Here is a 23,391-nt window from a genome sequence, read left to right as displayed (position 1 = left end):
GATTGCATTCCTACCAACTGCCGATTCCGATACTTCTCCTCAAGATTATTATGGCATCAGAAAAATCAACCACACCGTTCCCTTCAGGTACGCCGCTGCTGGAGAGCGGCGCGACGTCGTAGCGGATCTGGTCGTCGCTGCTTAACGTCACCAGGCCGAGGTACGCCTGCAATGCTTTCAAGGCATCGGCTATGGTTGGGTCGGTGCCGCTGCCGCCGTTGCCGTTGCGCAGAACGGTGGAGACGGTGACGGTTGCTGCGGCAGATGTCGAGACGTTGCCCGCCGCGTCTTTGGCGTAGGCGTAGAGCGTTTTGCTGCCTCCGGTGGCAAAGGTGTATGAGGCCGGCGGCGTGGATGTCCAGCCGCTTGCCGCGGCAGCAGGCGCTACGGCGCTTTCGCTGATGATATAGCCGGTAACGGCGGTGTCATCGTTGGCCGAGAAGTTTGTTACGGCCACGGTCAGGCTGGTTGCGCTGCCTGTTACGGTGAAGCCTGATACCACCGGCGCGGTGGTGTCGGGCAGCGTGATGACTACCGCTGCCGTGGCTGCTGCGGATATATTGCCCGCCGCGTCTTTGGCAAAGGCGTAGAGCGTTTTGGCTCCGGCGGTGGCAAAGGTGTATGAACTGGTCGACGTAACCGTCCAGTTGCCGCTGCCTGCCGTGGCGGTGGCAGTTTCACTGAGCAGGTAGCCGGTGACGGCGGTGTCGTCACTGGCGGTGAAGCTGGTGACTGCGACGGTGAGGCTGGCGGAGGTGGCCGGGATGGTGAAGCTGGTGACGCTCGGCGCAGTGGTATCGGAGAGCGTTATGGTGACGGAAGCGGTGACCGGAAGCGATACGTTGCCGGCCGCATCTTTGGCAAAGATGTAGAGTGTTTTGTTACCTTGTGAAGCAAAGGTGTAGCTGGTTGGAGCGGTTGCGCTCCAGCCGGTGGCATCGGCGGCGGGCGGGGTGGCCGATTCGCTGATGAAATAGCCGGTGACGCCGCTGGTGTCGGTTGCGCTGATGGCATTGAGAGCAACGGTCAGGCTCGATGCGGTGGCCGGAATGGTGACGGCGTCAACAGTTGGCGCGGTCGTGTCGAGAAGCGTGATAACAACTGTGGCGGACAGCGGTGCCGAGACGTTACCCGCTACATCCTTAGCAAAGGCGTAAAGGGTTTTAGTCCCTTGACCGCCAAAGGTGTAGTCAGACGGTTTTGTGGCACTCCACCTGCTGTCGCCCGCCATAGCTGTTGCCGTCTCACTCAGCAACCAGGTGGTGATAGCAGTGTCGTCGCCCCCGTCAAAGTTGGTTACCGGTACAATGAGACTGGCAGCAGTATCTGGAATGGTGAAGTTGGTGACAGTCGGTACGGTGGTGTCAGGCAGCGTGATGGTGACGCTGGCGGAGAGCGGCACCGAGACATTGCCCGCCGCGTCTTTTGCAAAGGCGTAGAGCGTTTTGCTGCCTTGCGAGCTGAAGGTGTATTCAACAGGCGCAGTGGCGCTCCAGACCGCATCTGTAGTAGGCTGGCTGGCATTTTCACTCACCAGGTAACCGATGACGCCGTTGGCGTCGCTGGCGGTGAAGCTGGTGATAGGGATGGTCAGGCTGTGTGCGCTCACCGGGATGGTGAAAGCGTCCATCGTCGGAGCAGTGGTATCGGAGATGACCGGCGCGGCGTTGACCGTAATGCTCACCGAAGCGCTGGCGCTGCTATAGTTGCCGTCGTTCGGTGTGAAACTGACCGAGAGGGTGTGACTTCCGGCGCTCAATATTGTTCCGGCGACGGGGGTGTAGGCAAAGCTGCCCGCAACGCCGGCGCTGGCGTTCAGTTGGCTGATGGAGAGCGCGGTTCCGGCGGTGATGGCTGCCGGGGTGTTCCAGATGATGACCGGGGTTGCCTTGCCGATCACCAGCGTACCGTTGACATAGCTGAAGCTGTAGTTATTGGAGAACAGGTTCCCTATCGCTACTGTGATCGGATAGTTCCCCGGTGCGCTGGCGGCGTCGGCGCTGGTGGTGAAGCTCGGTGCGCCTTGCAGAACCGTGGAGTCCTCGTTGTTGACGAAGCCGCTGAAGGCAGCGGTGAAGGCCGGGTTTGCTTCGCCGTACGCTCTACTGGCATTCTGAGCAGTTACGGTGAGCGGTGCCTTGCCTACCGTCAGGGTCTGCTGGGCGGTGGCCGAGGCGTAGTTGCTGTTGCCCGCCTGGCTGGCGGTGATGGTGGAGGTTCCCGCGCCGATGATGATGACGGTAGCGCCGCTGACCGTGGCGACCGCTTCGTTGCTGCTGATGAAAGTGACCGGATTGCCGGAAGCGCCGCCGAAGGCATTCAACTCAAAAGTGGCGTCACCGTAGGTTTTGCTGCCCGGTGGCGCAAAGGTGATGGCTTGGCTGGCCAGACCGACACCGAGGGTGCCACTCACAAAGGTAAAGTCGTAATTGACTGCTGTCAGGGTACCGAGGGCAACGGTGACAGGATAGCTCCCCACCGGGCTTGCCGGGGTGGCGGTGGTGGTTACGGTTGGTGTGCCGCTGATGACCGTGGCATCCTCATTATTGACAAAGCCGCTGTAGCTGGCGGTTAGCGCCGGGTTAGCACTGTTGTATTGTCTGGTTGCGCTGTTGGCGGTGACGGTGATGGTTGTTTTGTTGACCGTCAGACTCTGCTGGGCGGTGGCAGTGGCGTATGCTCCTGTTGTGCCGGTTTGATCGGCGGTGATGGTGGTTGTTCCTGAGCCGACGATGGTGACGGTGGCGCCGCTGATCGCGGCTACGCTGGTATCGCTGCTGCTGTAGGTGAGGCTGTTGCCGGAGATGCCGCCGGAGGCGGCAAGGGTAAATGTAGCGTCGCCGTAGGTTTTAGCGGGCAGCGGGTTGAAGGTGATGGTCTGGCTGACCAGTCCTACCGCCAGGGTGCCGTTGGCGGCGGCAAAGGTGTAGTTGGCGGCGGTGAGGCCGGATACAACCGGGGTGATACTGTAGCTCCCCTGCGGACTGGCGGCGGTGGCGCTGGTGGTGAAGCTTGAGGTGCCGGTGATAACGGTTGCCCCTTCTCCTTTGACAAAGCCGCTGTAGGTGGCGGTGAAGACCGGATCGGTAGCGCCGTAGGCGCGGCTCTTGTTGTCGGCGGTTACGGTGATGGTGGCTTTACTGACCGTGAGAGCCAGTGTTTGCGCCGATGCGGCGTTGTAGTTGGCGTCACCGGCCTGGGTGGCGGTGATGGTAGCGCCCCCTGCCGCGACGATATGGATCTGGCCATCGGCGGCTACGGTGGCAACCGCTTCGTTGTCGCTGCTGTAGGTCAGGGGCAGGCCGGACGAGACAGTGGCGCCCGCTCCGAAGTCGGCGTCGCCGTAGGTCTTGACCGGCAAGGTGGCAAAGGTGATGGCCTGGTTCGCCTTGGCGATGACAAGGGTGCCGCTGGTTGTGCCCTGGTAGTTGGTGTCGCTGATGGTGGCCACCACAGCGTGACTGCCGGCGCTGGCCGAGGCCGAGGCGGAGCCGTCATAGGTAAAGCCGGCCGCCAGGCCGGGCGGGCTGGTGGTCGCTGCCGCGGCCTTGGGGGCGCCGTCGTAAGTGGCGCTCAGGCTGGCCGGGGTCAGGGTGACCGTGGCGTTTGCCTTGGCGATGACCAGGGTGCCGGTAGCGCTCCCCTGGTAGTTGGCGTCGTTGACGGTGGCCGTCACGGTGTAGCTGCCGCCGCTGGCCGGCGGGGTCGTGGAACCGTTGTACGTTATGGTCACGGCCAGGCCGGACGGGCTGGTGGTGACCGTGGTGGACTTGGGGGCGCCGTTGTAGGTGAATGCCAGGTTGCCCAGGGTGACCACGGCCATGGCCTGTCCGGCCGTGAAGGCCTGGTCCGCGCCGTAGGCGGCGCCCGCGCTGCTGGTGGCCGCCACCCGGTAATGATAGGTCGCGCCGTTGGTCAGGCCGCTGATGCTCGCGGTGACCTCCGTTGCGGTGGAGCCCGCAAGCGGCGACTGCGTCGCGGTTGCGCTGTTACCGTACCCGGTGGTTGTGCCGTACTGGAACGTGATCGTGGTGGCGGCGTTATTGGCGTTGACAGTGGCGCTCAAAGTGGCCGACGTGCCGGGCACGGCGTTGGCGCCACCGGTGGCGGCATCAGGAGCCTTGCTTTCGTAGCTGAACACCGTGCCGCTGCCGTTGCCGCTGAACAGGATGCCGTCGCTCCTCACCAGCAGGGCGCCGATGCTCCGGTCGCCCGTAACCGGAGAGATGGGGCCGGTTCCGTTCCACTGGTTGTAGGGGGTGGCGGCACGGGCCTGGCACGGCATCAGGACCGTCAAGCAGGTTATGATTATGAGTGCGAGTTGCCTCATGGTGGTGTTCTCCATTTATTGCGGTGATATGTGATGGTGTCGTTGGTGAAGGTTGAAAGGCAAATCCCCCTCAATCCCCCTTTGTCAAAGGGGGAGGTTTTACATTCCCCCACCTTAATAAAGGTAGAGTTTACCCCCCTTTAAGAAAGGGGGGCCAGGGGGGATTTGCCGTTGCAGTTACGGCAGCCCCGCGCTCTGTGCCGTCCACGTCCCGCAGCCATCCGTGCTGACGAAAATCCCCGCCTCGGTGCCGGCGTAGAGCTTGCCGGCGGCATCCATGGTCAGTGATTTCACATTCAGGTTCGTAAGATTGGTGTTAGCGCAGGCGGTCCAGGTAGCGCCGCTGTCCGTGCTCTTCAATACCCCGCTCCCGTAACCCGCCGCGTACAGGTTGTTGGAATCCTTGGCGGCCAGCGCTTTGACCCGCAGATTGGCCGGCTGGGTGGAGGCGACGTTCCAGTTTGCGCCGCTGTTGGTGCTCTTGTAGACCCCTGCCCCGTCCAGCCCGGCAAAGAGGGTAGCCGGCGTGGCCGGGTCTTGGATGATGCTGGTGACGGTGTTGTCATTGGCGACAAACAGGGCGATGAGCGTGTTGCTGACCGTGACGTTGGACACGGAGTGCGTAAGAACCGTGGAGAGCACGTTGTTGGCGGCATCGACCCAGGCAATGAAGTGATACCCGGCGTTGGGCACCGCCGTCACCGCCGTGGTGGAGCCGCCGGGGGCCACCTGCTGGAACGCCGTGCCGCTGATGCTGCCGTGGGCCCCGGCGCTGAAGTTGATGGCGTTCAGCCCGGTTACGCCGGTCAGTATGGCATTGGCCAGGGTGGCGCCGGTCAGGGTGGCGCCGGACAGGATGGCGCCCGTCAGGTTGGCGTTGGTCAGGTTGGTATTGCTCAGATCGGCGTTGGCCAGGTTGGCGTTCAACAGGCTGGCGCCGGTCAGGTCCAGGCCATGCAGGTCGGCCAGGGTCCTGTTCGACAGGTTGATGCCGTGCAGGTTTGCGGCCGAGGCGAGCTGGGCATAGGTCAGCCCGGTCGCGCCGGTCAGGATGGCGCTGGCCATGTTGGCCCCGGTCAGCGTGGCTAGCGTCAAGTCCGCGCCGCTCAGATTGGCGCCGGTCAGGTTGGCGTTGTTCAGGTTGGCGCTGGTCAGGCCGGCATTGCCGAGATTGGCATTGCTCAGGTTTTTGCCGCTCAGGTCGATGCTGCCCAGATTCTGTCCGCTCAGGTTGATGCCGGACATGGCGGTGGATGCGGCCGCCAGCACGGCGCTGGTCAACCCGGTTGCGCCGGTCAGGGTGGCGCTGGTCAGGGTAGCGCCGGTCAGGTTGGTGCCGCCGTTAAAGGCCGCCCCGGTCAGGGTGGCGTTTGTCAGGTTCGCGCCGGTCAGGTTGACGGTGGCCAGGGTGGCGTTGGTCAGGTTCGTCCCGGTCAGGACGGCGTTGGAGAGGTTTTTGCCGCTCAGGTCGATGCCGCTCAGGTTCAGCCCGGACAGGTTCACCCCTTGCAGGCCGGCGGCCGAGGCGGCCAGCAACTGGGCCACGGTCAGGGTGCTGCCGGTGAAGGTGGCGCTGGTCAGGGTGGCGCCGGTGAAAGTGGCGTTGGTCAGGGTGGCGTTGGTCAGGTTCGTGCCGGTCAGGTTGACGTTGGTCAGGTCGACGTTTGACAGGTTGATCCCGGTCAGATTGGCGCCTGCAAGAGTGCCGCCGGCAAAGCTCAACCCGGTCAGGTTTGCCCCCTGGAGGCTGGCCGCGCCAGTGAGCTGGGCGCTGTCTACGTTCGTCGCGTTGCTCAGGTTGGCCCCGGTCAGGTCCTTGCCCGAGAAAATGAACCCGGCCAGGTTCAACCCGGACAGGTTGATCCCCGCGAGATTGCCGGAGGCGGCGTTGAACTGGGCGCTGGTGATGTTCGAGCCGCTCAGGTTGACCCCGGCCAGGATGGTGTTGGCGTTGGTACTCGCCACGCCGGTCAGGTTGGTGTTGCTCAGGTTGACCCCGGTCAGGTTCAGGTTCCTCATATCGAAATTGGGCAGGGTCAGTCCGCTCAGGTTGACCCCCAGGAGACTGGTGGCTTGGCTCAACTGGGTGGGGGTGACGTTCGTGCCGCTCAGGTTGACGTTGGTCAGGTTCAGCCCCGAAAAATCAAAACCGGTCAGGTTCACCCCGGACAGGTTCACCCCCTGCATGTTGCTCGCGCTGCGCAACTGGGCATCGGTCAGTCCGATCACGTTGCTCAGATTGGCATTGGCCAGGTTGGCGCCGGTGAAGGTGGCGCCGGTCAGGTTCAGGCCGTGCAGGTCTAACCCGGACAGGTTCAGCCCGGACAGGTTGGCCCCCTGGATGCTGGAGGCGCTGAGCAACTGGGCGCTGCTAATGTTGGTGTTGCCCAGGTTGACGTTGGTCAGGTTCAGGCCCGAAAAATCAAAGCCGGTCAGGCTCACCCCGGTCAGGTTCACCCCCTGGATGCTGGTGGCGCTGCGCAACTGGTCGCTGGTCAGTCCGGTCACGTTGCTCAGGTTGATGTTGGTCAGGTCCTTGCCCGAAAAATCAAAGACGCTCAGGTTCAGCCCGGACAGGTTCACCCCCTGGATGCTGGAGGCGCTGCGCAACTGGGCGCTGGTCAGGCCGGTCACGTTGCTCAGGTTGACATTGCTCAGGTCCACGCCCGTAAAATCAAAGCCGGACACATTCAGGCCGGACAGGTTCACCCCCTGGATGCTGGTGGCGCTACGCAACTGGGCGCTGCTGATGGTGGTGTTGCTCAGGTTGACGTTGGTCAGGTCCTTGCCCGAAAAATCAAAGCCGGACAGATCGACCCCGGACAGGTTTACCCCCTGGAAGCTGGTTGCGCTGAACAACTGGGCACTGGTGAGCCCGGTGGTATTGCTCAGGTTGACGTTGGTCAGGTTCAGGCCGGAAAAATCAAAGCCGGTCAGGTTCACCCCGGACAGGTTCATCCCCTGGATGCTGAAGGCGCTGCGCAACTGGGCGCTGGTCAGGCCGGTCACGTTGCTCAGGTTGACATTGCTCAGGTCCACGCCCGTAAAATCAAAGCCGGACACATTCAGGCCGGAGAGGTTGAAGCCGGAGAATGTGAACCCGTGATAGGTATTCATTGCTGTAACAAAGTCGGCGAACATTCCCGGGGTAACCCCTTGGGCATTGCTCAGGTTGACGCCGGTCATCACCCAAATGTTTGAAAATTTGGCGCCAGTCAGGTTGGCTCCGCTCAGGTTGCAGTTTTCCTCTAAAAACGCATGGGAAAAATTCATGCCGCTCAGGTTGAAGCCGCTCAGGTTGAGATTTTTCATTCGAACCTTGTACAGATTGGGACCGCACACGGTGCCGTAGCAGTTTAAGGCTACATACTTGTTGTTCGCGGCATAGGCGAGCAGTTGGGTTTCGGTCAGGCCGACGACGCCGTACAACTGCGCAACGTCCAGGTTGTTTGCAGTGAAAATGGCGCCGGTCAGGGTGGCGCCGGTCAAGTCGGCGTTGTACAGGTTAGCGCCGTTCAGGTTGGCGTTGGTCAGGTTGGCGTTGGTCAGGTTGGCGCTGGTCAGGATGGCGCTGGTCAGGATGGCGCTGGTCAGGTCCAGGCCGTGCAGGTCGGCACCGGACTTGTTACAGCTAGTCCAGTCCACGCTGGGGCCGGCGGGGTCGGTGCAGGCGGCAAAGGCCGCGCCGGAAAGGGGGGCGAGCAGGGTGACGGCGGTTAGGCAGGTCATGAGGATCAGGCGTATTGTTTTCATGGCTGGCGCTCCTTGGTGTGAATATTTGATCGAATCTTTGCCGGGTCGGTTTGTGAGGCCGCTCCCCCATGTAAGGAAAACAGGGGATGCTCCATGGTACGGGAAGTGTCTGTAACATTATTAAATGTCCGCAAAAAAGCTGGCAAGAGTCAAAACTCCCGCCGATCGCAGTATAATTACCCTTGTTGCAAATTAAATTATTCGATAATGCGGCAGACCTTCGAGGTTTCTAAAACCTCGAAGGTCTTGTTTGAATGGAATAGCTATAGAGGTGATTCAGGTGGAAAGCGGTGTCATGCCTTCATCGGCGGTAATAGTGATGGGAAAACAGATGGTGATGGCGGCACCCCGGCCCGGCCCGCTGTCGATCAGGAAGGTTCCGTTGCGGCGCTCCACCCGTTCCTTCATCTGCCTGAGCCCCAGACGCGGACTCTGCGCCAGAGCTGACAGATCGAAGCCTTTGCCGTTGTCTGCGATGGAGACGGTCAAACAGCCGGCGACGTCATCGCTTATCCTGACACCTGCCTCGGTTGCCCCGGCGTGCTTGGCGATATTATTGAGACTCTCCTGAATGATCCGGTAGAGTTCCAATTCCAGTTGACGCGGCATGGCTATATCCCCCGCCATTTCCAGGTCGATCCGCAGACCGGTGTACTGCCCGAATTCCTTGACGTAGCGCCCGACAGCCTCGCTAAAGCCGAGTTCATCCAGCTCCACCGGCCTCATGGCAAAGATCGCCCGGCGCACCTCGCCGATGTTTTTGTGCAGAAGCTTCCGGAACAGCTTGATTTCTTCGGTCATCTTTTCCCGGTTGGAATGAACCAGATGCTCCCAGACACTGGCGCGCATATTCATCATGGCCAGGTCCTGGGCCACGCCGTCATGGATATCACGGGCGATGCGCCGCCGCTCCTCGTCGATTGCCGTCTCCTCGGCGCGCCGCGACTTTTCCAGGGAGAGGCGGGCCGCTTCCCTCTCCTCCCGGTCGAGCGCCAGGACGCGATAGAACAGCACACACATCAGGACGAGCAATCCCCATGGATATAACAGGGGGCCGGAACCGATCAGTTGCAGACCGGTGGCGGCATCGAACAGACCGGCGATGAACAGCGGGATGAACGCGGCCCTGATCAGGGCCGCGTCACGGGGAGCGGATGTTTTGAAACGGGGAGAGCAGATGAGGATGGCAAACCAGCAAACCACGACCATGACCAGCTGCAACGCCAGTGAAAACGATATATCCCAACTGACGAGGTCGGACAGGTCCAGCAGTGTGGCAAGCAGCGGATATACAGCGAACAATTGATAGATCCGGGTGGTAATCGTGCGGTTGACGCCGCCGGTCAGCGGCTCGAAGTAACGGCAGAAACCGGTGACGAACAGAAAGAAGGAGAGATAATGGAGGTACGAGGCGAGAACCGGTGGATCGATCACCATCTGGCAGATGGTCGATTCAGAAAAAAGATAGCACCCCGCCCCCAGGGCCGTTTGCGCGAATGCGGTCAACTGGGCGCGTGAGGTGGAAGTGAAGAAGCGGGCAGCAGCGAGGGAGGCAACGCCGACCAGGATGAAGAGGGCGGCGAGGATGGCCACGGGAAGCTGCATCATCACGAAATGCTTCTGGATGCTGAACGGTTCGCCCAGCCAGACCGGCCCGATCAGGCCGATGCAGCGGTGATGTGTGGACGAAAAGTGAAAGATCAGGGGAGTTCCGGCAGAATTGGCAGGCAGGTCTATCAGGTGCCACAGGAGGTAACGGTGACGGTCGGCAAAGCCTGCGGGCAGCATGCCGCTGCGATACAACAGCCGGTCGCCCATTCTGACCTCAAATGACTGGAAGGCGGTATAGGCGGGAATGAAGAGGGCCTGACGGGCCGAGCCGGTATCCGGTATCGTTGTCTCCAGCCAGAGATCGGTATGTCCACCCCTTTCCGGCGGACTTTCCAGCAGGTATGGCTGCCACGCCCCCCCCTGCTCCCAGCGATAATGCCAGTCGCCGGTGAAACGAACCGCACCGGGAGTCGTTGTGGCGGTACATTTCCAGATCGCCAGAGCGGCCAGGATGACAAGCAAGCCTGCAATAAGGATATGTCGCGGGGTCAATTTCATTTCAATGTCATAGTCCGGCCCACCCCTTGCGCAGGGCCGTCAAGGCCGCCTGGGTACGGTTTTTGACGTGCAGCTTGGAAAAAATCTCGCTTAAACGGTTGGCCACCGTCTTGGTGGTGACATTCAATGCCGCCGCTATCTGGCGGTTGTCATCCCCCTGGGCGATCCTGAGCAGCACATCCATCTCCCCCGGAGTCAGCCGTTCGTCCGGGACGCCGTCCTGTTCATCCCCGGCCAGACGCCGGAATTCCTCGAAGACCAGAGAAGCCATATCCGGCGGCAAAATCACCCCTCCCTGGGCCACGCTCCGTACCGCGGCAACCACGTCATCCCCCGAGCCGTCCTTGAGCAGATATCCCCTGGCCCCGGCCTTGATCGCCTCGAAGACATAGGTGTCCTGCCGGTACATGGTCAGGATGATGACCCTGGCGTCCGGCCTCTCGCAGGTAATAGCAGCAGTGGCGCGGACGCCGTCCATTTCGGGCATCTGGATATCCATCAAGACGACATCGGGATTCAGGTCGCGGGCCATGGTCACCGCCTCTGTTCCTGTGGCGGCTTCGCCGACGACCTCGAATTCTCCCACCGCCTCGCAGATATGACGCAGCCCTTCCCGAAACAGCTGATGATCATCGGCCAGAAGAACCCGGATTGGTGTCACGATGGCGACCCTCCACATGATGGTAGGAATATAAGCACTCACCATAGCACACAGGTCAAAACCGTGTCAAACGGGTTGACCGGCAGCGGCAATCGACTGAAGGCACACGTCATCTCATTACCGCACCACACGAAGGCCCTTCCAATACAACCGGAAGGGCCTTCTCTCATTTCACCATCTATTTACGCCACGCTTATTCGCAGTTGAACACCGCCTCTATACGACGGTTCTTCGTTTTGCCCGATTCTGATTTGTTCGACGCAACCGGCTTGGACGAACCATTTCATCAATCTACTGCAGCGTCACCCCACTCACCGTCGCACTCAAACCGCTGACGACTTTGCCCGAGGTATCAGTCACCGTCTGATCCAGCGTAAAACTTCCGGCGGTCGGCGCGGCGCTGTTGGTCAGGCGCAGGGTGACGGTGGCTACCTCACCTGTTTCGGCAACACCCGTTGCCGCGGCGCTGGCAAGGCCAATCACCACCATGCCGGGGGCAGATGCTGTAGCCTCCTTGTAAACCACCGGAATCAGCGCCCCTCCGGCAAAGACACCGGACGGCGTGACAACGCTGCCTGCCACGGCTCCGTTGACCAGTTCCGGGATAACGTTGTCCGGCAGCGTCAGGGTCAAGACGGCACCGATGATGGCGGTGTCTGTCGGCAAGGTGCCGGTCAGGGCGATCTTGACCGTTGCGGTTGTGTAGACGGTCGGGGTGACGGTCGCCCCCCCTCCTCCTCCACCCCCGCCGCAGGCGGCAAGGGTTAACAGTGTCAGCGTCAGCGTCAGGTGATTCAGTATATTTTTTGTCATGGTTTGTTCTCCCGGTTGGTTTTGTAGGGGCGCATTGCATGCGCCCTGACGGCAATGGCAACAGTGTCGGCTATTGCAACAAAACCGCAGACGGGGTCAACCGCAGACGGGGTCAACCGCAGACGGGGTCAGGCTTCCAAGATGCCAAGTTAACTATCGTTCCCACGGTCACCGAGGTTTTAAAAACCTTGGTCTCGATTCACAGGACCACGTTTTCAACGGCTTCCCGGCTCAATCCGGTCACCTGCAAGATAAACGAAGTTATTTTCTGCCAGAAAAGCAAGACAGAGCAAAGAAGTATTAAAAATAGCGTCAACATATTAATTAATTTTATATATTTGTACAAGTTATGATTATTGAAAAAAAAGGGGGCATTTTGCTCTATTTAAAAAGCAGCCGCCCCCCTTTGATTCTTTCGTTTAATTAACTGTAATCGTGGCTCCTGTCACGGTAGCGCCTAATTTGTCGATGCTCTTGAGGTTGGTGACGGTGAAGGCTGAGGGCTCGGGTACGCTCACTCCAGCGGGGATGTTGCAGGTCAAGGTGGCCACGTCGCCAACGCTGAACCCGCTTGTATTAACAATGCCAATGTTTAGGCTGCCGGGTGAGTATTTTGCCGCCAGCAATGAGCTTGAAGATGGATTGCTAGAAAGGGCGAGGCTGCTGGCCAGGACGGCCGAGGTTAAGCTGTTGACATTGACGGTGACGCCGGCCGGGAGAGAGATATTGAACTGAAGGCCGGTAACGCTGCCGGGGGTGGATGTTCCCTGGAGCACCAGCTTATAGCTCTTGGACAGGGTGCCGATGTTTACCAGGCTGGTGGTGGAGGTGTCGCTGACGCCGGTATTGTTGTTGGCGTTGGTAGTGACAAAGGTGGTCAGGGCAGCCTGGACCGTGGCGGCGGTATCGGAGGTCATCCCGGTGGATGATATGCCCTGTCCCATGGTCGACAGCGCATTGTTAAGTTTGTCGGTGTCGCTGGCTCCGGTTGTCGTGCTGGCCATCTGGGAAATGGCCGCCAAAGCCAGGGTGTAGTCCTTCTCGGCCTGGGTGGCGGTTTTAAGAGCTTCAGTCGTAGGCGCAACCGGCGAGGTGGCGATGATGTCTACCTTGAAGAGATCGGAGACCAGGGTGTTGGCTGTGCTGATTGCCGATGCGGTCAGGTCGCCCCCGGTCTTGATGTAGGCAAGTTCGGTTAGGGCCGTTACCGGCAGGTTGACCGCGCCCTGCGCCAAGGGGAGCGCGGCGTGGATGGGAGAATCCGCTGGAATGGTCTTGGTGGTGCCGGTGGCTTCGTCCAGGTAGGAACCGCTCGCCTCGACTATGATCGGACCCACGTAGCTGCCGAGATTGGCGGTGTAGTTGCCGTTGGCGTCGGTGGTGGTCTGGGCGAGCAGTGTGCTTTTGGCGCCGTCTATGACCGAATATATCTTGACTACGCCGTTGACGATCGGGCCCTTGGAGGCGATGCCGGAGACGGTGGTGTTGGCGGCGACGGGAGTGGGACTGGAACCGCCGCCACAGGCGGTGATGACAAGCATTAACAGCAGCGACGATGCTATGGTTGCAAATATCTTCATGTTATCTCCTCGTAATATCTTCGGATTCATATCCTTTATTACTACCAAGTCAGCATCCCGACCGCCTTTTCGAGTATCAGCATGGCGTCGGCGATGTCGATGGCCCCATCCGGCGCGGGCTTGCCATTGCTCAGCGGGGCCACGTCGCCCGTCGCCAGTTGGGCCGATGTGGGGGTAATAAGCCCTACCGCCATCTGCAATGCCAAAAGGGCATCTGCAATGTCCACCTTGCCGTCCCCGTTGATGTCGCCGGAAGGAAGCGATGACAAGGCATAGATCACGTTCCGCTGCGTGGTGACGCTGTTGCCGGCCTGGTCCGTGGCGGTTACGGTTATGGCGTATTGCTTGGCCATGACAAAGGTGAGCTGCTGCTGGAAGGCGCCGTCTACCACCTGGGGCGTGTAGGTCTTACCGTCGCAGGTGATGGTGACGCTGACGTCCGTGAGGGCATCGGTTACTGTGCCGGAGATGGTCAGCGCCGGTTCGCTGATGGTGATATCCTGGGACGGGTTGGTGATGGCCAGGGTCGGCTTGGTGGTGTCGGAGACGATGGTGCGCTTGACCGAGGCGCTGTTGCCCGCCAGGTCAGTGGCGCTGATAACAATGGTGTTCGAGCCGCCCGCCAGGTTGAGGGTGACGGTGAAGGTGTTGTTGGTCATGGCCGCTGATTGGGGCGAGCCCGAGTTAGCGGTTGCCTGCACCGTGGCGTTCTTGTCCACGCTGCCGGTTATGGTGACCGACGATGCGGCGAGTGTGCTGTTGTCGGCCGGCGTGGTGATGGTGATGACCGGAGCGGTGGTGTCCAGGGTGATGGTGCGGCTGTCGGTCGTTGTTGTCCCGGCGTTGTCCGTGGCAATGGTGGTGACGGTGTTCGTGCCCGCTTGCAGGGTGACGGCCTGGGAGAACGTGCCGTCGGCGGCCAGGGTCACGGCCGCGCCGTTGACGGTGACAGACGTGATACCGTTGATGCTGGTGGCCTGGCCGCTGACGTTGAGGGTGGCGTTGTTGGTGACGCTGCCGTCAGCCAGGGTGGAAATGGTCAGGACAGGCGGAGTGGCGCTGTAGGCGATCACCAGGGTTCCGGTGGCCGTGCCGCTGTAGTTGGCGTCGTCGATGGTGGCCGCCACCGGGTAGCTCCCCGCCGCCGTGGGGGGAGTTGAACTGCCGCCGTAGGTAACGATGACCGCCAGGCCGGCCGGGGTTGTGGTGGCGGTAACAGCCTTGGCCGTGCCGTCGTAGGTGGCGTTCAGGCTCCCCAGGGCGATGGTGGCGGCGCCCTTGCCGATGGCGATATTCCGGATTACCTGTGGAGCGGCATTGTAGTTGGCGTTTCCGGCCTGTGAGGCGGTGACGACGATGTTGCCGGCGCCGGTGATGGTCAGGGTTGCGCCGTTCAGACTGCCCGGTCCGCTGGCGACCGAGAAGATGACCGGATTGCCCGAGGCCCCGCCCGTGGCGGAGAGGGCGATGGGCGCATCGCCGAAGGTGGCCGTGGCCGGCGGATTGAAGGTGATGGCCTGGTTCGCCTTGTCGTTGGTCAGGTTGAAGTTTGCGATAAGGGCATTGACCGTTGCCGTGACCGTGTATGCTCCTGCGGTCCCGTTGGCAGTGACGCCATAGGAAGCGATGCCCGCTGCATCGGTGGTGACGCTGCCGTCGGCGGTGATGTCGGCACCGCTGCCGGGCCCGGCAAAGGTTACACTGATGCCTTCCATCACGCCCCCCAGAGAGTCGGTTACCTTGGCCTTGAGCGGGGTGGCGAACGCGGCATCGATGGCAGCGGACTGGGGGGTGCCGCCGGTTGCCGTCAGCGCGGCCGGTACGCCCCGCTCATAGGCGCCCATGTCGCACAGACCGTTCTGCGGCCGCGGCATGCTGCGCTGGTCAGTGGCAGAGGCTCCGGTGCAGGCGCCGCTGTCGATGGCCGGGGAGCCCAGTAAGAGTGCCATGGTTTTAATCGGTCCGCCATTGTCGGCAAGGGGGCCAAGGAGCGGGTCCTGGCCGGTGAGATCGCCGGTCGTAACGGTGAAGGTAGCGCCGGAGGTGTCCTTGACCAGGTTGTATCCCAGGGAGGTGGCAAAGCCGGAGATGTCCGGGCCGCTGGGGGAGGTGTTGCCGGCCACGATGCTGTTCCTGAAGCCGACCGCGCCGCTTGCAATCTCGATTCCCCCGCCCTGTACGGTGGCGTTGTTGCCGGCTATGGTGGTATTTTTGACGAGGGTGCTCCCGCCGGAGCTGTATATGCCGCCGCCGCTGTTTGCGCTGTTGTTGGCCAAGGTGACGTTGACCAGACTCAGGGCATTGTTGTTGAAGATGGCACCACCCTGAACGGCACTGTTGCCGGCAAAGAGGGTGTCGCTGATGCTCATGGTTCCTGCCGCGGAGATGGCGCCGCCGGCGGCAGTGGCAGTGTTGCCGCTGAAAGTGCAAAGGCTGATAAAGGTGGTTGCGTTGACGTTGTCTGAAATCGCCCCACCATCGGTGGCGACGCCGTCAGTCAGGGTGAGATAATTTAACGTGAAAGTGGTGCTGCCGCTCACCTGGAAGATTCGGGTCGTGCCACCACCGTTGATGGTAATGGGTCTAGCGTCGTAACCGCCGATGGAAAGATCCTTGGCAATGACGAGCGGCGAGGCAATAGTTACCGTCTGGCCGCTCAGGCTGGGGTCGAAGAGAATGATGTCGCCGGGGTTGGCATCGGCAATTGTCTGGCGCAACGAACCGGGGCCGCTGTCACTGCTGGTGGTGACGACGCGGGTCGTGGTCGTGATCAGGGTGGCGCTCGAAACTGCGGCACTCGGGTTTCCGGCGGCGTCCTGTGCGGCCAGGTAGATGTCATAGCTCGTAGCGGCGACAAGCCCGGAAAGGCTAAAGCTGACCGCGCTGCCCGCCGATAGCGCACCGCTGCCGTGAGCAACGACGGTTACGCCGCCATAGTCGGCGCCGGCCAGCACCTGGGCAACGGTTGGTGCCGTAGCGCTAGAGGAGACCGCGATCCAGGAGCCGAGTGCATTTTCGTTGGCCGTTGCGGTCAACGTGCCGCCGCTATGGGTCGGGTTGCTCGTGGCGATGCTGCTCAAGGTCGGCGCCGTGGTATCGACCAGCACGTTGACGGTGGAGGCGACGCTGTTCAGGGTCAGGGTGGCATCGGTGCCGCTGCTGTTCTGGATGGTGCCGCCGTTCAGCGAGAGCGCGCCGACGGTGATGCCATCGGTGTCGGTCTGGCCGGGCAGGACGGTATAGCGGAACAGGGTGGAGGCAGTGCCAGATCCGCTCTGGTAGGTGGCATAAACCATGGCGCTGCCGATCAACAGGGCGATGCGCGGCGTGCCGGTGACGGTAGCGGCGCTGTCCCAGGTAACGGTGAAGTCCAGGTTGCTGCCGGCCTTGTAGATGCCATTGGCGGGGACGGCCACGTTGACCACTGTGGGACCGGGGTTCGGTGTCACGGAGTTGGAGGCTGATGAGGCGCTGCCGGTGCCGGCGCTGTTGTGCGCCGTGACGGTGAAGGTGTAGGCGGTGCCGTTGGTAAGGCCAGTGACCGTGATCGGGCTGGACGCGCCGGAGCTGGTGAGGCCGCCGGGGTTAGAGGTGACCGTGTAACCGGTGATTGAAGCTCCGCCATTACTGACCGGAGCGGTGAAGGCAACGCTGGCCTGGGTGTCGCCTGCGGTGGCGATGCCGATGGTGGGCGCACCGGGGACCACGGCGATGACGGTAAATGAGCGGGAAACCGTGGTGGCGGCCAGGAAGCTGCCATTGCCCGCCTGGTCCGCATTGATGGTACAGGTGCCGGTGGTGACGAAGGTCAGCGCACCGCCCGCGGTGACGGTGCAGACACCGGTGGTCGAGGAGGTGAAGGTGACCGTCAGGGAGGATGTGGCCGTAGCCGTCAAGGTCGGACTAGTGCCGAAGTTCTGCGCACCCGGGTTGTTGAACGTGATGGTCTGGGCCGCTGCCGGAGTGACCGAGTTCGATGCCGCCGACGCACTGCCGGTGCCCGCGCTATTGGTTGCCGTCACGGTAAAGGTGTAGGCCGTGCCGTTGGTCAGGCCGGTCACAGTACACGGACTGGAGGCGCAGGTGCCGGTCAAGCCGCCCGGATTGGACGTGGCGGTGTAGCTGGTGATTGAAGCGCCGCCGTTCGAGGCCGGGGCAGAGAATGTGATACTTGCCTGCGTGTCACCCGCCGTTGCTGTGCCGATGGTCGGCGCGCCCGGAACCACGGCATTGACCGCGAACGACCGCGTCACCATTGGCGCTGCCGTAAAGCTTCCATTGCCCGCCTGGTCCGCATTGATGGTACAGGTACCGGCCGTGACGAAGGTCAGCGCACCGCCCGCGGTGACAGTACACACGCCCGTGGTGCTCGACGTGAAGGAGACCATCAGCCCCGAGCTGGCCGTCGCGGTCAGCGTCGGTGCGATGCCGAAATTCTGCGCACCCGGGTTGTTGAACGTGATGGTCTGGGCCGCTGCCGGGGTGACCGAGTTCGATGCCGCCGACGCGCTGCCGGTGCCCGCGCTGTTGGTTGCCGTCACGGTGAAGGTGTAGGCCGTGCCGTTGGTCAGACCGGTCACGGTGCACGGGCTGGAGGCGCAGGTGCCGGTCACGCCACCCGGATTGGACGTGGCTGTATAACCGGTAATCGAAGCGCCGCCGTTCGAAGCCGGCGCCGTGAAGGTAACGCTGGCCTGGGTGTCGCCCGCCGTTGCTGTGCCGATGGTCGGGGCGCCGGGAACCACGGCGGCTACGCTGAATGATTGCGAAACCGGCAGGGCCGCTAAGTAAGTGCTGTCGCCCGCCTGGCCGGCGTTGATGGTGCAGGTGCCGGTGGTGGCGAAAGTCAGGGCGCCGCCGGAGGTGATGGTACAGACGCCGGTGGTTGACGAGGTAAAGGTCGGAGTGAGGCCGGATGAAGCGATTGCCGTCAGCGTCGGGGTGGTGCCGAAGTTTTGTGCCCCGGGGCTGTTAAAGGTGATGGTCTGGCTGGCCTTATAGGTAAACAGGCCGGTGCCAGTGCCCGTGCCTCCAGGTGTCGTGACGACCACGTCCCTGACACCCGCCGTGCCTGACGGGGTGGTGGCGGTGAGGGTAGTGGCGTTGACAACTGTAACGCTGGTGGCGGCAGCGCCACCGATAGTCACAGTGGTGGCACCGGTGAAGTTAGTGCCGGTGATGGTGACTGAAGTGCTTCCGTCGGTCGGTCCACTGGTGGGACTTATGCTTGTGACCGTGGGTGCGGCGATATAGGTGAATTGGTCCGATGCACCGGTGGCGCTGGTGCCGCCAGCCGTAGTGACGGTGATATCCACCGTCCCGGCGGAACCGGCCGGTGAGGTAGCCGTGATCTGGGTGGCGGAGTTGACCGTGTAGGAGGTGGCGTTGGTGCTGCCGAACGTGACGGCGGTAGCACTGGTGAAGTTGGCGCCGGAGATGGTGACCGAGGTACCCCCGGCGACCGGGCCGCTCGATGGTGAGATGCCGGTGACGGTGGGAGGAGGGGTGTAGTCGACCGTGAGCGTCGGTATCAACGCGTCCCCATTATTCAAGCTGACGAAGTCAAAGTCATCATCAGTCGCTCCGGTGGCATATCCGGTCATTGCTATTGTCACATACGGTGAGCCCGCATTTATTTTCTCCTGTATGTAATCCTTGACATTAATATTATTCCAGCCGGTAGTTACACTCTGGTTGGAGTATGGGGTAGAATTCTGTGTAATATAATCTGTATCAGTGTATGTCGGGAAGGTCGATGCTCCAACAGGCTGTTCGCTCCAGCTATTGTCAGTCACCTTTATCAGATTCAAAATCGGGGTACCGTGTATGTCGATAACATTAAATTTGAACGACGCGGAATTGATAGCGCCACTGATACCGGACAGATTAAACTTAACAACAGTCCTTCCATTTAACACAGATATGCTGGGCGTACGCCCCACATAGTTAACTATCTTCGACATGGAGTCATCTTTAACGGACGCCATGTCGGTAGTAGTATAACCGGCAGTTGGAATGCGGCTGCTATCTGTATACACATCATCGGCAGCATCCAGAGTAACACTCGCGGCAAATGACGAGAGAGGCTGTGTCAGAACCATGCACAACAAAGTTGCGACAAAGCTGATCCTTCCACGCAATATTTTAGCTGATGTCATCCTTATCGACATGGCATTTCCTCCCCAGGAAGCGGTTTCGTTGTTTGTCTATTTCTGGCTTTGTGCGTATGTATCAAGTCGGCGATCCCGGCAGCTCTCCCCGAGAAGGCCATCCGGCTTTGCGGGAGAAGACAGAACAGGGAATGTATCAGCCAGCCCCCCTCCCGGTCAAGGGAGGGGGGCTGGCTGCAAACGTCAACTAACTAACTAATTAACTGTCAGATCGTATTTCTTCGTGACTGAGCCGATATTCGAAGTCACAGTAATCGGGATTACTGTACTTCCTGATACGGTTAACGTCACCGGTTGTCCGCTGGACACAGTGGTACCGCCGACATTTATGACGGCTGCAGGATCTTCAGTGGTCGGCGTTATGGTAATGCTGGTTAGCCCAGAGGAGGTAGAGGTATATTGCGTCGTATTCTTGTCGAAAGTCGGCGTATAGTTGACAGGATTCCTACCTGACTTCAGGGTGAAGCCTGACAGATACTGGCTGCTGGCTCTCGTTACCGTGATCGTATACGTCTGCGGATCGCCGATCGTCGGGGTGACAACCACCGTTACGGCATTGCTCCCCACATTTAGCGGAACTGTTGCGTTCCCCCCTCGTGGCACCGGATTACCATTCACTTTCATGACAGCGTTCTGGTCGGTAGCCGTGGGAGAAACCACGACACTCGCCACATCGTAGGTTACGGATGCGGTATAAGACGTTGTGGTGCTCGCAAACGCCGGGGTCGTGGAAACGGCAGCCCCATTCCCGGTGATGGTCAGCGCCGACAGGGTATTGGGAGTCGGCGGCGCTTCATATACCTCGAATTCGGCGATGGAGCTGAAGGGGGTGTTGGTCAGCAGCCCCTTGGTCACATATACCCTGACATACCTGGCCTTTCGGGCGGGGCAGGTCCGGTCCGTCTGATTCGCAGAGTTATTGGTGACGCTGTCGATATCGAACCAGGTGAGGTCGTCCAGGCTCCCCTGGAATTTGTAGTCGACCATGTTGAATGACGGGGACCAGCCGGTCAGCCCCATCTGCTTGACGACCCACCTGTTCACCCAGTAATTCGCCCCCAGATCGACGCAGAGCCAGCTTGGCGGCACAGAGCCGGAGGGGGTCGGCGCCGTGGAGCAGAGCCAGCGGTTGCGCGGGTCGGTGGCGCTGCCGTCTACCGCCTTTGCCGGCGTGAACGGCGCAACATAACCGCTTGCGGTTGCAGTTTTATTCAGTGCAATATTGCCCATATATCTTAGCCTTCCTTTCTCATGGTTTGGTGTGAAAGCCGGTGTTTAATCGCGTGTCGGATAAATACCGGAGACGCAGATATAAAAGCCCATCCCGGGAACCGGCTCGGCTCCTTGCAGATTGGGGACGGCGAAAGTGGTGGTGCCGTTGCCGCCAAACTTGTTGCTGATCAGCGAAAAAAGCGCCGTATTCTGCTGAATCTGCAGGATGGCGCCGTTACAGAGCAGCCACCCCATGGGAACGAAGCTATAGGGAAATAGCTCGATTTGTCCGAGAAAATAATCCATGATCCATCCTCCTTTTAAATGTGTGGTGAGATTACATAAGGCATCGTTACAGTCCTAGTTCCTGCTGGGGTAGATCCCCTGAATGGCAATGCAGTAGTGCATTCCGATCTCCTGGATAGGTATGGCGCTTCTCAGGTCGGGCAGGCAGAAGGTGGTGGTGCCGTTCCCGCCGAAGGTGGTGCCGATAAGCGTGAACAGCGATTGGTACGTGGAGATCTGCAAGGTTTGCCCCTCGCAGGACATCCAGTACGATGGTGCAAAGTCAAACGAAAACAACACAATGTCTCCTAAAAACGGGTCCACAATCTCCTCCTTGTTAAAAATCTATTTGATTGAAACAACGGTCACTGTTTGCTCTCCGCGTCGCGCGACATCTTCCGGGTATCCCTCCTTTCAGCGCGGGTTTTTGGGGTCTGATTGCGCCGTTACGGAGAGGGTGCCGAGATATGGTTTGATTCCGCGGACGCTTCTTTAGCGGTACTCGCCGCATTTCGTTCACGCCGTCTGCGCACTACCTCGGCGACCATCCCCGGATAATCGAAATCTTCGGGGAGCAGGAGCGGCAGGGCGATGGTATCGGCAACGCAGCTCCGCACAGCCGCTGCCCATTCCCTCTCGGCACACGTTTCAGGCTTTTTCGCTGCCAGAGTATGGATAGTCAGCTCCTGGCCCCAGAAATAAATGACGTCGGCCCGCACATTGGCCTGCATGCGGCGAACGTTGTCCAGGGTTTGCGGCTCCTCCAGGCAGCGCCAGATGTCGGCATAGAGGAAATCCACCGTTTCATCCGGCTGCCATTCCAGGGCGTCGGCCCGGATAATGCGGATTTTGCCCGCAATCTCGGCCGGCAGGCCATCCAGTGCCCGCGACTGGCCGAACAGATCGATCACCTCCGGATCGCGTTCGATGACGGTTACTTTGTGCACAGCCGAATTAAGGGCGATATTGACTGCGACCCACCCCATGCCGAGCCCCATCACCCCCGTATGACCGACGGCATAGCGGCACCCAAGTTCCTGGCTCTCGATCTCGTGGGGTGAAAGCGACATCCAGGTTTCCCAATCCTGCCCGTTGGCTCTAACGCCATTGCTGGTTCTCATCAGCACCGGCATGCCGCTTACGCCGCATAAGCCGCTGTAATAACCATGATCAAGGCAAAAGCCGGTGCGGGTCAGTTTCCACTGCCCGATGCGGGCCTCCCGGTACTCGGGCATGTACAGGCCGGTGCTGAAAAATGGCACGCCGAGCGCGGCGGCGAGCTGGGCCGACTGGTCATCTGCTGACATTGATTTGCCTCCGGTGCTGTCGTGTTATTGTGTTTCCTGAGTCACATGCAAAATGTATCAAATCAGACTTTCCCCTTCCTTGACGAAATAGGGTTAGGCAGGTGGATGGCGCTGCAACACGTTGCTTTAATAGCACCCGTCCTAACACTTTTCCCGCCATGCGGGAGGTGACTCTTTAGTCTATTTCCGAGACGTTACAGCAGTCTGGTTATATCCTTGATGACGGGATCCCCTTGAAGGGGGCTGAAAATAGTCATAAGAACTGCTTCATTGGGCGCATTCGGATACACAACTTGTGCGTTACAGAAAAACATGTAGTTGGTTCCCGCAACAACCTGGGTAGCAACTGCCAACGGGGTATATGTAACGCCTAAAAGTCCTTTTGTTGCCGTTGCAAAAACTTCGGATGCCTGCGCGGATATGTTGGTGCTGAAAGTGGTCCAGCCTCCTGCCATTGCTGTTGTCATAATGTTCTCCTTGATGTTTTTATGTTTATTTTCATGTTGCAGCGCCACTCAAATTACTATCGATTTGCCGAGATGAGGAGGCGCATGCTTCAGGCCTATTCGCAGCCAGAGTCTGGATGGCCAACTCTTGTCCCCAGAAATAGATGCTTTCCGCCCGCACATTGGCTGCATGCAGCGCACGTCATCCAGGGTTTGCGGCTCTTCCAGGCAGCGCCAGATGTCGGCATAGAGGAAATCCACCGCTTCATCCGGCTGCCATTCCAGGGCATCGGCCCGGATAATGCGGATTTTGCCCGCGATCTCGGCCGCTAGGCCGTGCAGCGCCCGCGACAGCCCGAACAGCTCGATCACCTCGGGGTCGCGTTCGATGACGGTAACCTTGCTGACCGCCGGGCTAAGCGCCATGTTGATCGCCACCCACCCCATGCCGAGCCCCATCACCACGGTATGACCATGGGCATAACGGCACCCCAATTCCTGGCTCTCAATCTCGTGGGGCGATAACGACATCTCAGGAGTTTCCGGACGGAAACTTGTTATGGTCTTCCGTATCGACACGGTAGACCCGGACGATGAAGCTGCTTGCCGTGGTTAGTTCTGTCATAATGGCAGCAACCCTAGCGCGGCGTTACCCACAGATGACCCACAGATTGTAAAAAAATGCAGAGAAACAAAAAAAATCACCCTGGTTCCGGACCGGATTG

General features: G+C 60.3%; 13 protein-coding genes. All 13 read right to left on the bottom strand.

From position 1 onward, the window contains the following. Positions 1 to 10 precede the first annotated feature (10 nt). Positions 11 to 4,330 carry a beta strand repeat-containing protein gene (locus tag GURA_RS22635; protein ID WP_011937695.1) on the bottom strand — a complete coding sequence of 1,440 codons (4,320 nt, stop codon included), beginning with the start codon at positions 4,328 to 4,330 and terminating at the stop codon, positions 11 to 13. Positions 4,331 to 4,507: 177 nt separating this feature from the next. Continuing rightward, positions 4,508 to 8,083, bottom strand: a complete 3,576-nt coding sequence (locus GURA_RS22630) for a pentapeptide repeat-containing protein (protein WP_011937694.1) — start codon at positions 8,081 to 8,083, stop codon at positions 4,508 to 4,510. A gap of 276 nt (positions 8,084 to 8,359) precedes the next feature. After that, positions 8,360 to 10,192, bottom strand: a complete 1,833-nt coding sequence (locus GURA_RS22625) for a sensor histidine kinase (protein WP_011937693.1) — start codon at positions 10,190 to 10,192, stop codon at positions 8,360 to 8,362. A 7-nt stretch (positions 10,193 to 10,199) separates the two neighbouring features. Next, positions 10,200 to 10,853: a response regulator transcription factor gene (locus GURA_RS03865; protein WP_011937692.1), complete on the bottom strand. Its 654-nt coding sequence runs from the start codon at positions 10,851 to 10,853 to the stop codon at positions 10,200 to 10,202. Between the two features lie 291 nt (positions 10,854 to 11,144). Then, on the bottom strand, positions 11,145 to 11,666 hold the full coding sequence (locus GURA_RS03860) for a hypothetical protein (RefSeq protein ID WP_011937691.1): 522 nt from the start codon (positions 11,664 to 11,666) through the stop codon (positions 11,145 to 11,147). 419 nt (positions 11,667 to 12,085) lie between these two features. After that, a complete protein-coding gene (locus GURA_RS03850) occupies positions 12,086 to 13,246 on the bottom strand; it encodes a hypothetical protein (protein ID WP_011937690.1) in 1,161 nt (386 codons plus the stop codon). Positions 13,247 to 13,287: 41 nt separating this feature from the next. Further along, positions 13,288 to 18,849: a fibronectin type III domain-containing protein gene (locus tag GURA_RS03845; RefSeq protein ID WP_198134517.1), complete on the bottom strand. Its 5,562-nt coding sequence runs from the start codon at positions 18,847 to 18,849 to the stop codon at positions 13,288 to 13,290. A gap of 762 nt (positions 18,850 to 19,611) precedes the next feature. After that, a complete protein-coding gene (locus GURA_RS03840; RefSeq protein WP_011937688.1) occupies positions 19,612 to 20,646 on the bottom strand; it encodes a cadherin-like beta sandwich domain-containing protein in 1,035 nt (344 codons plus the stop codon). 45 nt (positions 20,647 to 20,691) lie between these two features. Beyond that, entirely contained in the window at positions 20,692 to 20,934 is a 243-nt protein-coding gene (locus tag GURA_RS03835; protein ID WP_011937687.1) for a phage tail protein, read from the bottom strand. Between the two features lie 54 nt (positions 20,935 to 20,988). Continuing rightward, complete coding sequence (locus tag GURA_RS03830) at positions 20,989 to 21,213, bottom strand: phage tail protein (RefSeq protein ID WP_198134516.1); 225 nt, start codon at positions 21,211 to 21,213, stop codon at positions 20,989 to 20,991. A gap of 146 nt (positions 21,214 to 21,359) precedes the next feature. After that, positions 21,360 to 22,220: a class I SAM-dependent methyltransferase gene (locus tag GURA_RS03825; protein WP_011937685.1), complete on the bottom strand. Its 861-nt coding sequence runs from the start codon at positions 22,218 to 22,220 to the stop codon at positions 21,360 to 21,362. A gap of 194 nt (positions 22,221 to 22,414) precedes the next feature. Then, the gene (locus GURA_RS03820; protein WP_041245260.1) at positions 22,415 to 22,687 is read right to left on the bottom strand and encodes a hypothetical protein; all 273 of its coding nucleotides are present in this window, start codon (positions 22,685 to 22,687) and stop codon (positions 22,415 to 22,417) included. Between the two features lie 48 nt (positions 22,688 to 22,735). Then, positions 22,736 to 23,197, bottom strand: coding sequence for an O-methyltransferase (locus GURA_RS03815; RefSeq protein WP_049818875.1), 462 nt, complete (start codon positions 23,195 to 23,197; stop codon positions 22,736 to 22,738). Positions 23,198 to 23,391: the final 194 nt, after the last annotated feature.

Origin of the sequence: Geotalea uraniireducens Rf4, from assembly GCF_000016745.1 — a bacterium.
GTDB lineage: Bacteria > Desulfobacterota > Desulfuromonadia > Geobacterales > Geobacteraceae > Geotalea > Geotalea uraniireducens.
The sequence above is the reverse complement of the archived record's forward strand: the minus strand, read 5'-3'. Positions and strand labels throughout refer to the sequence as shown.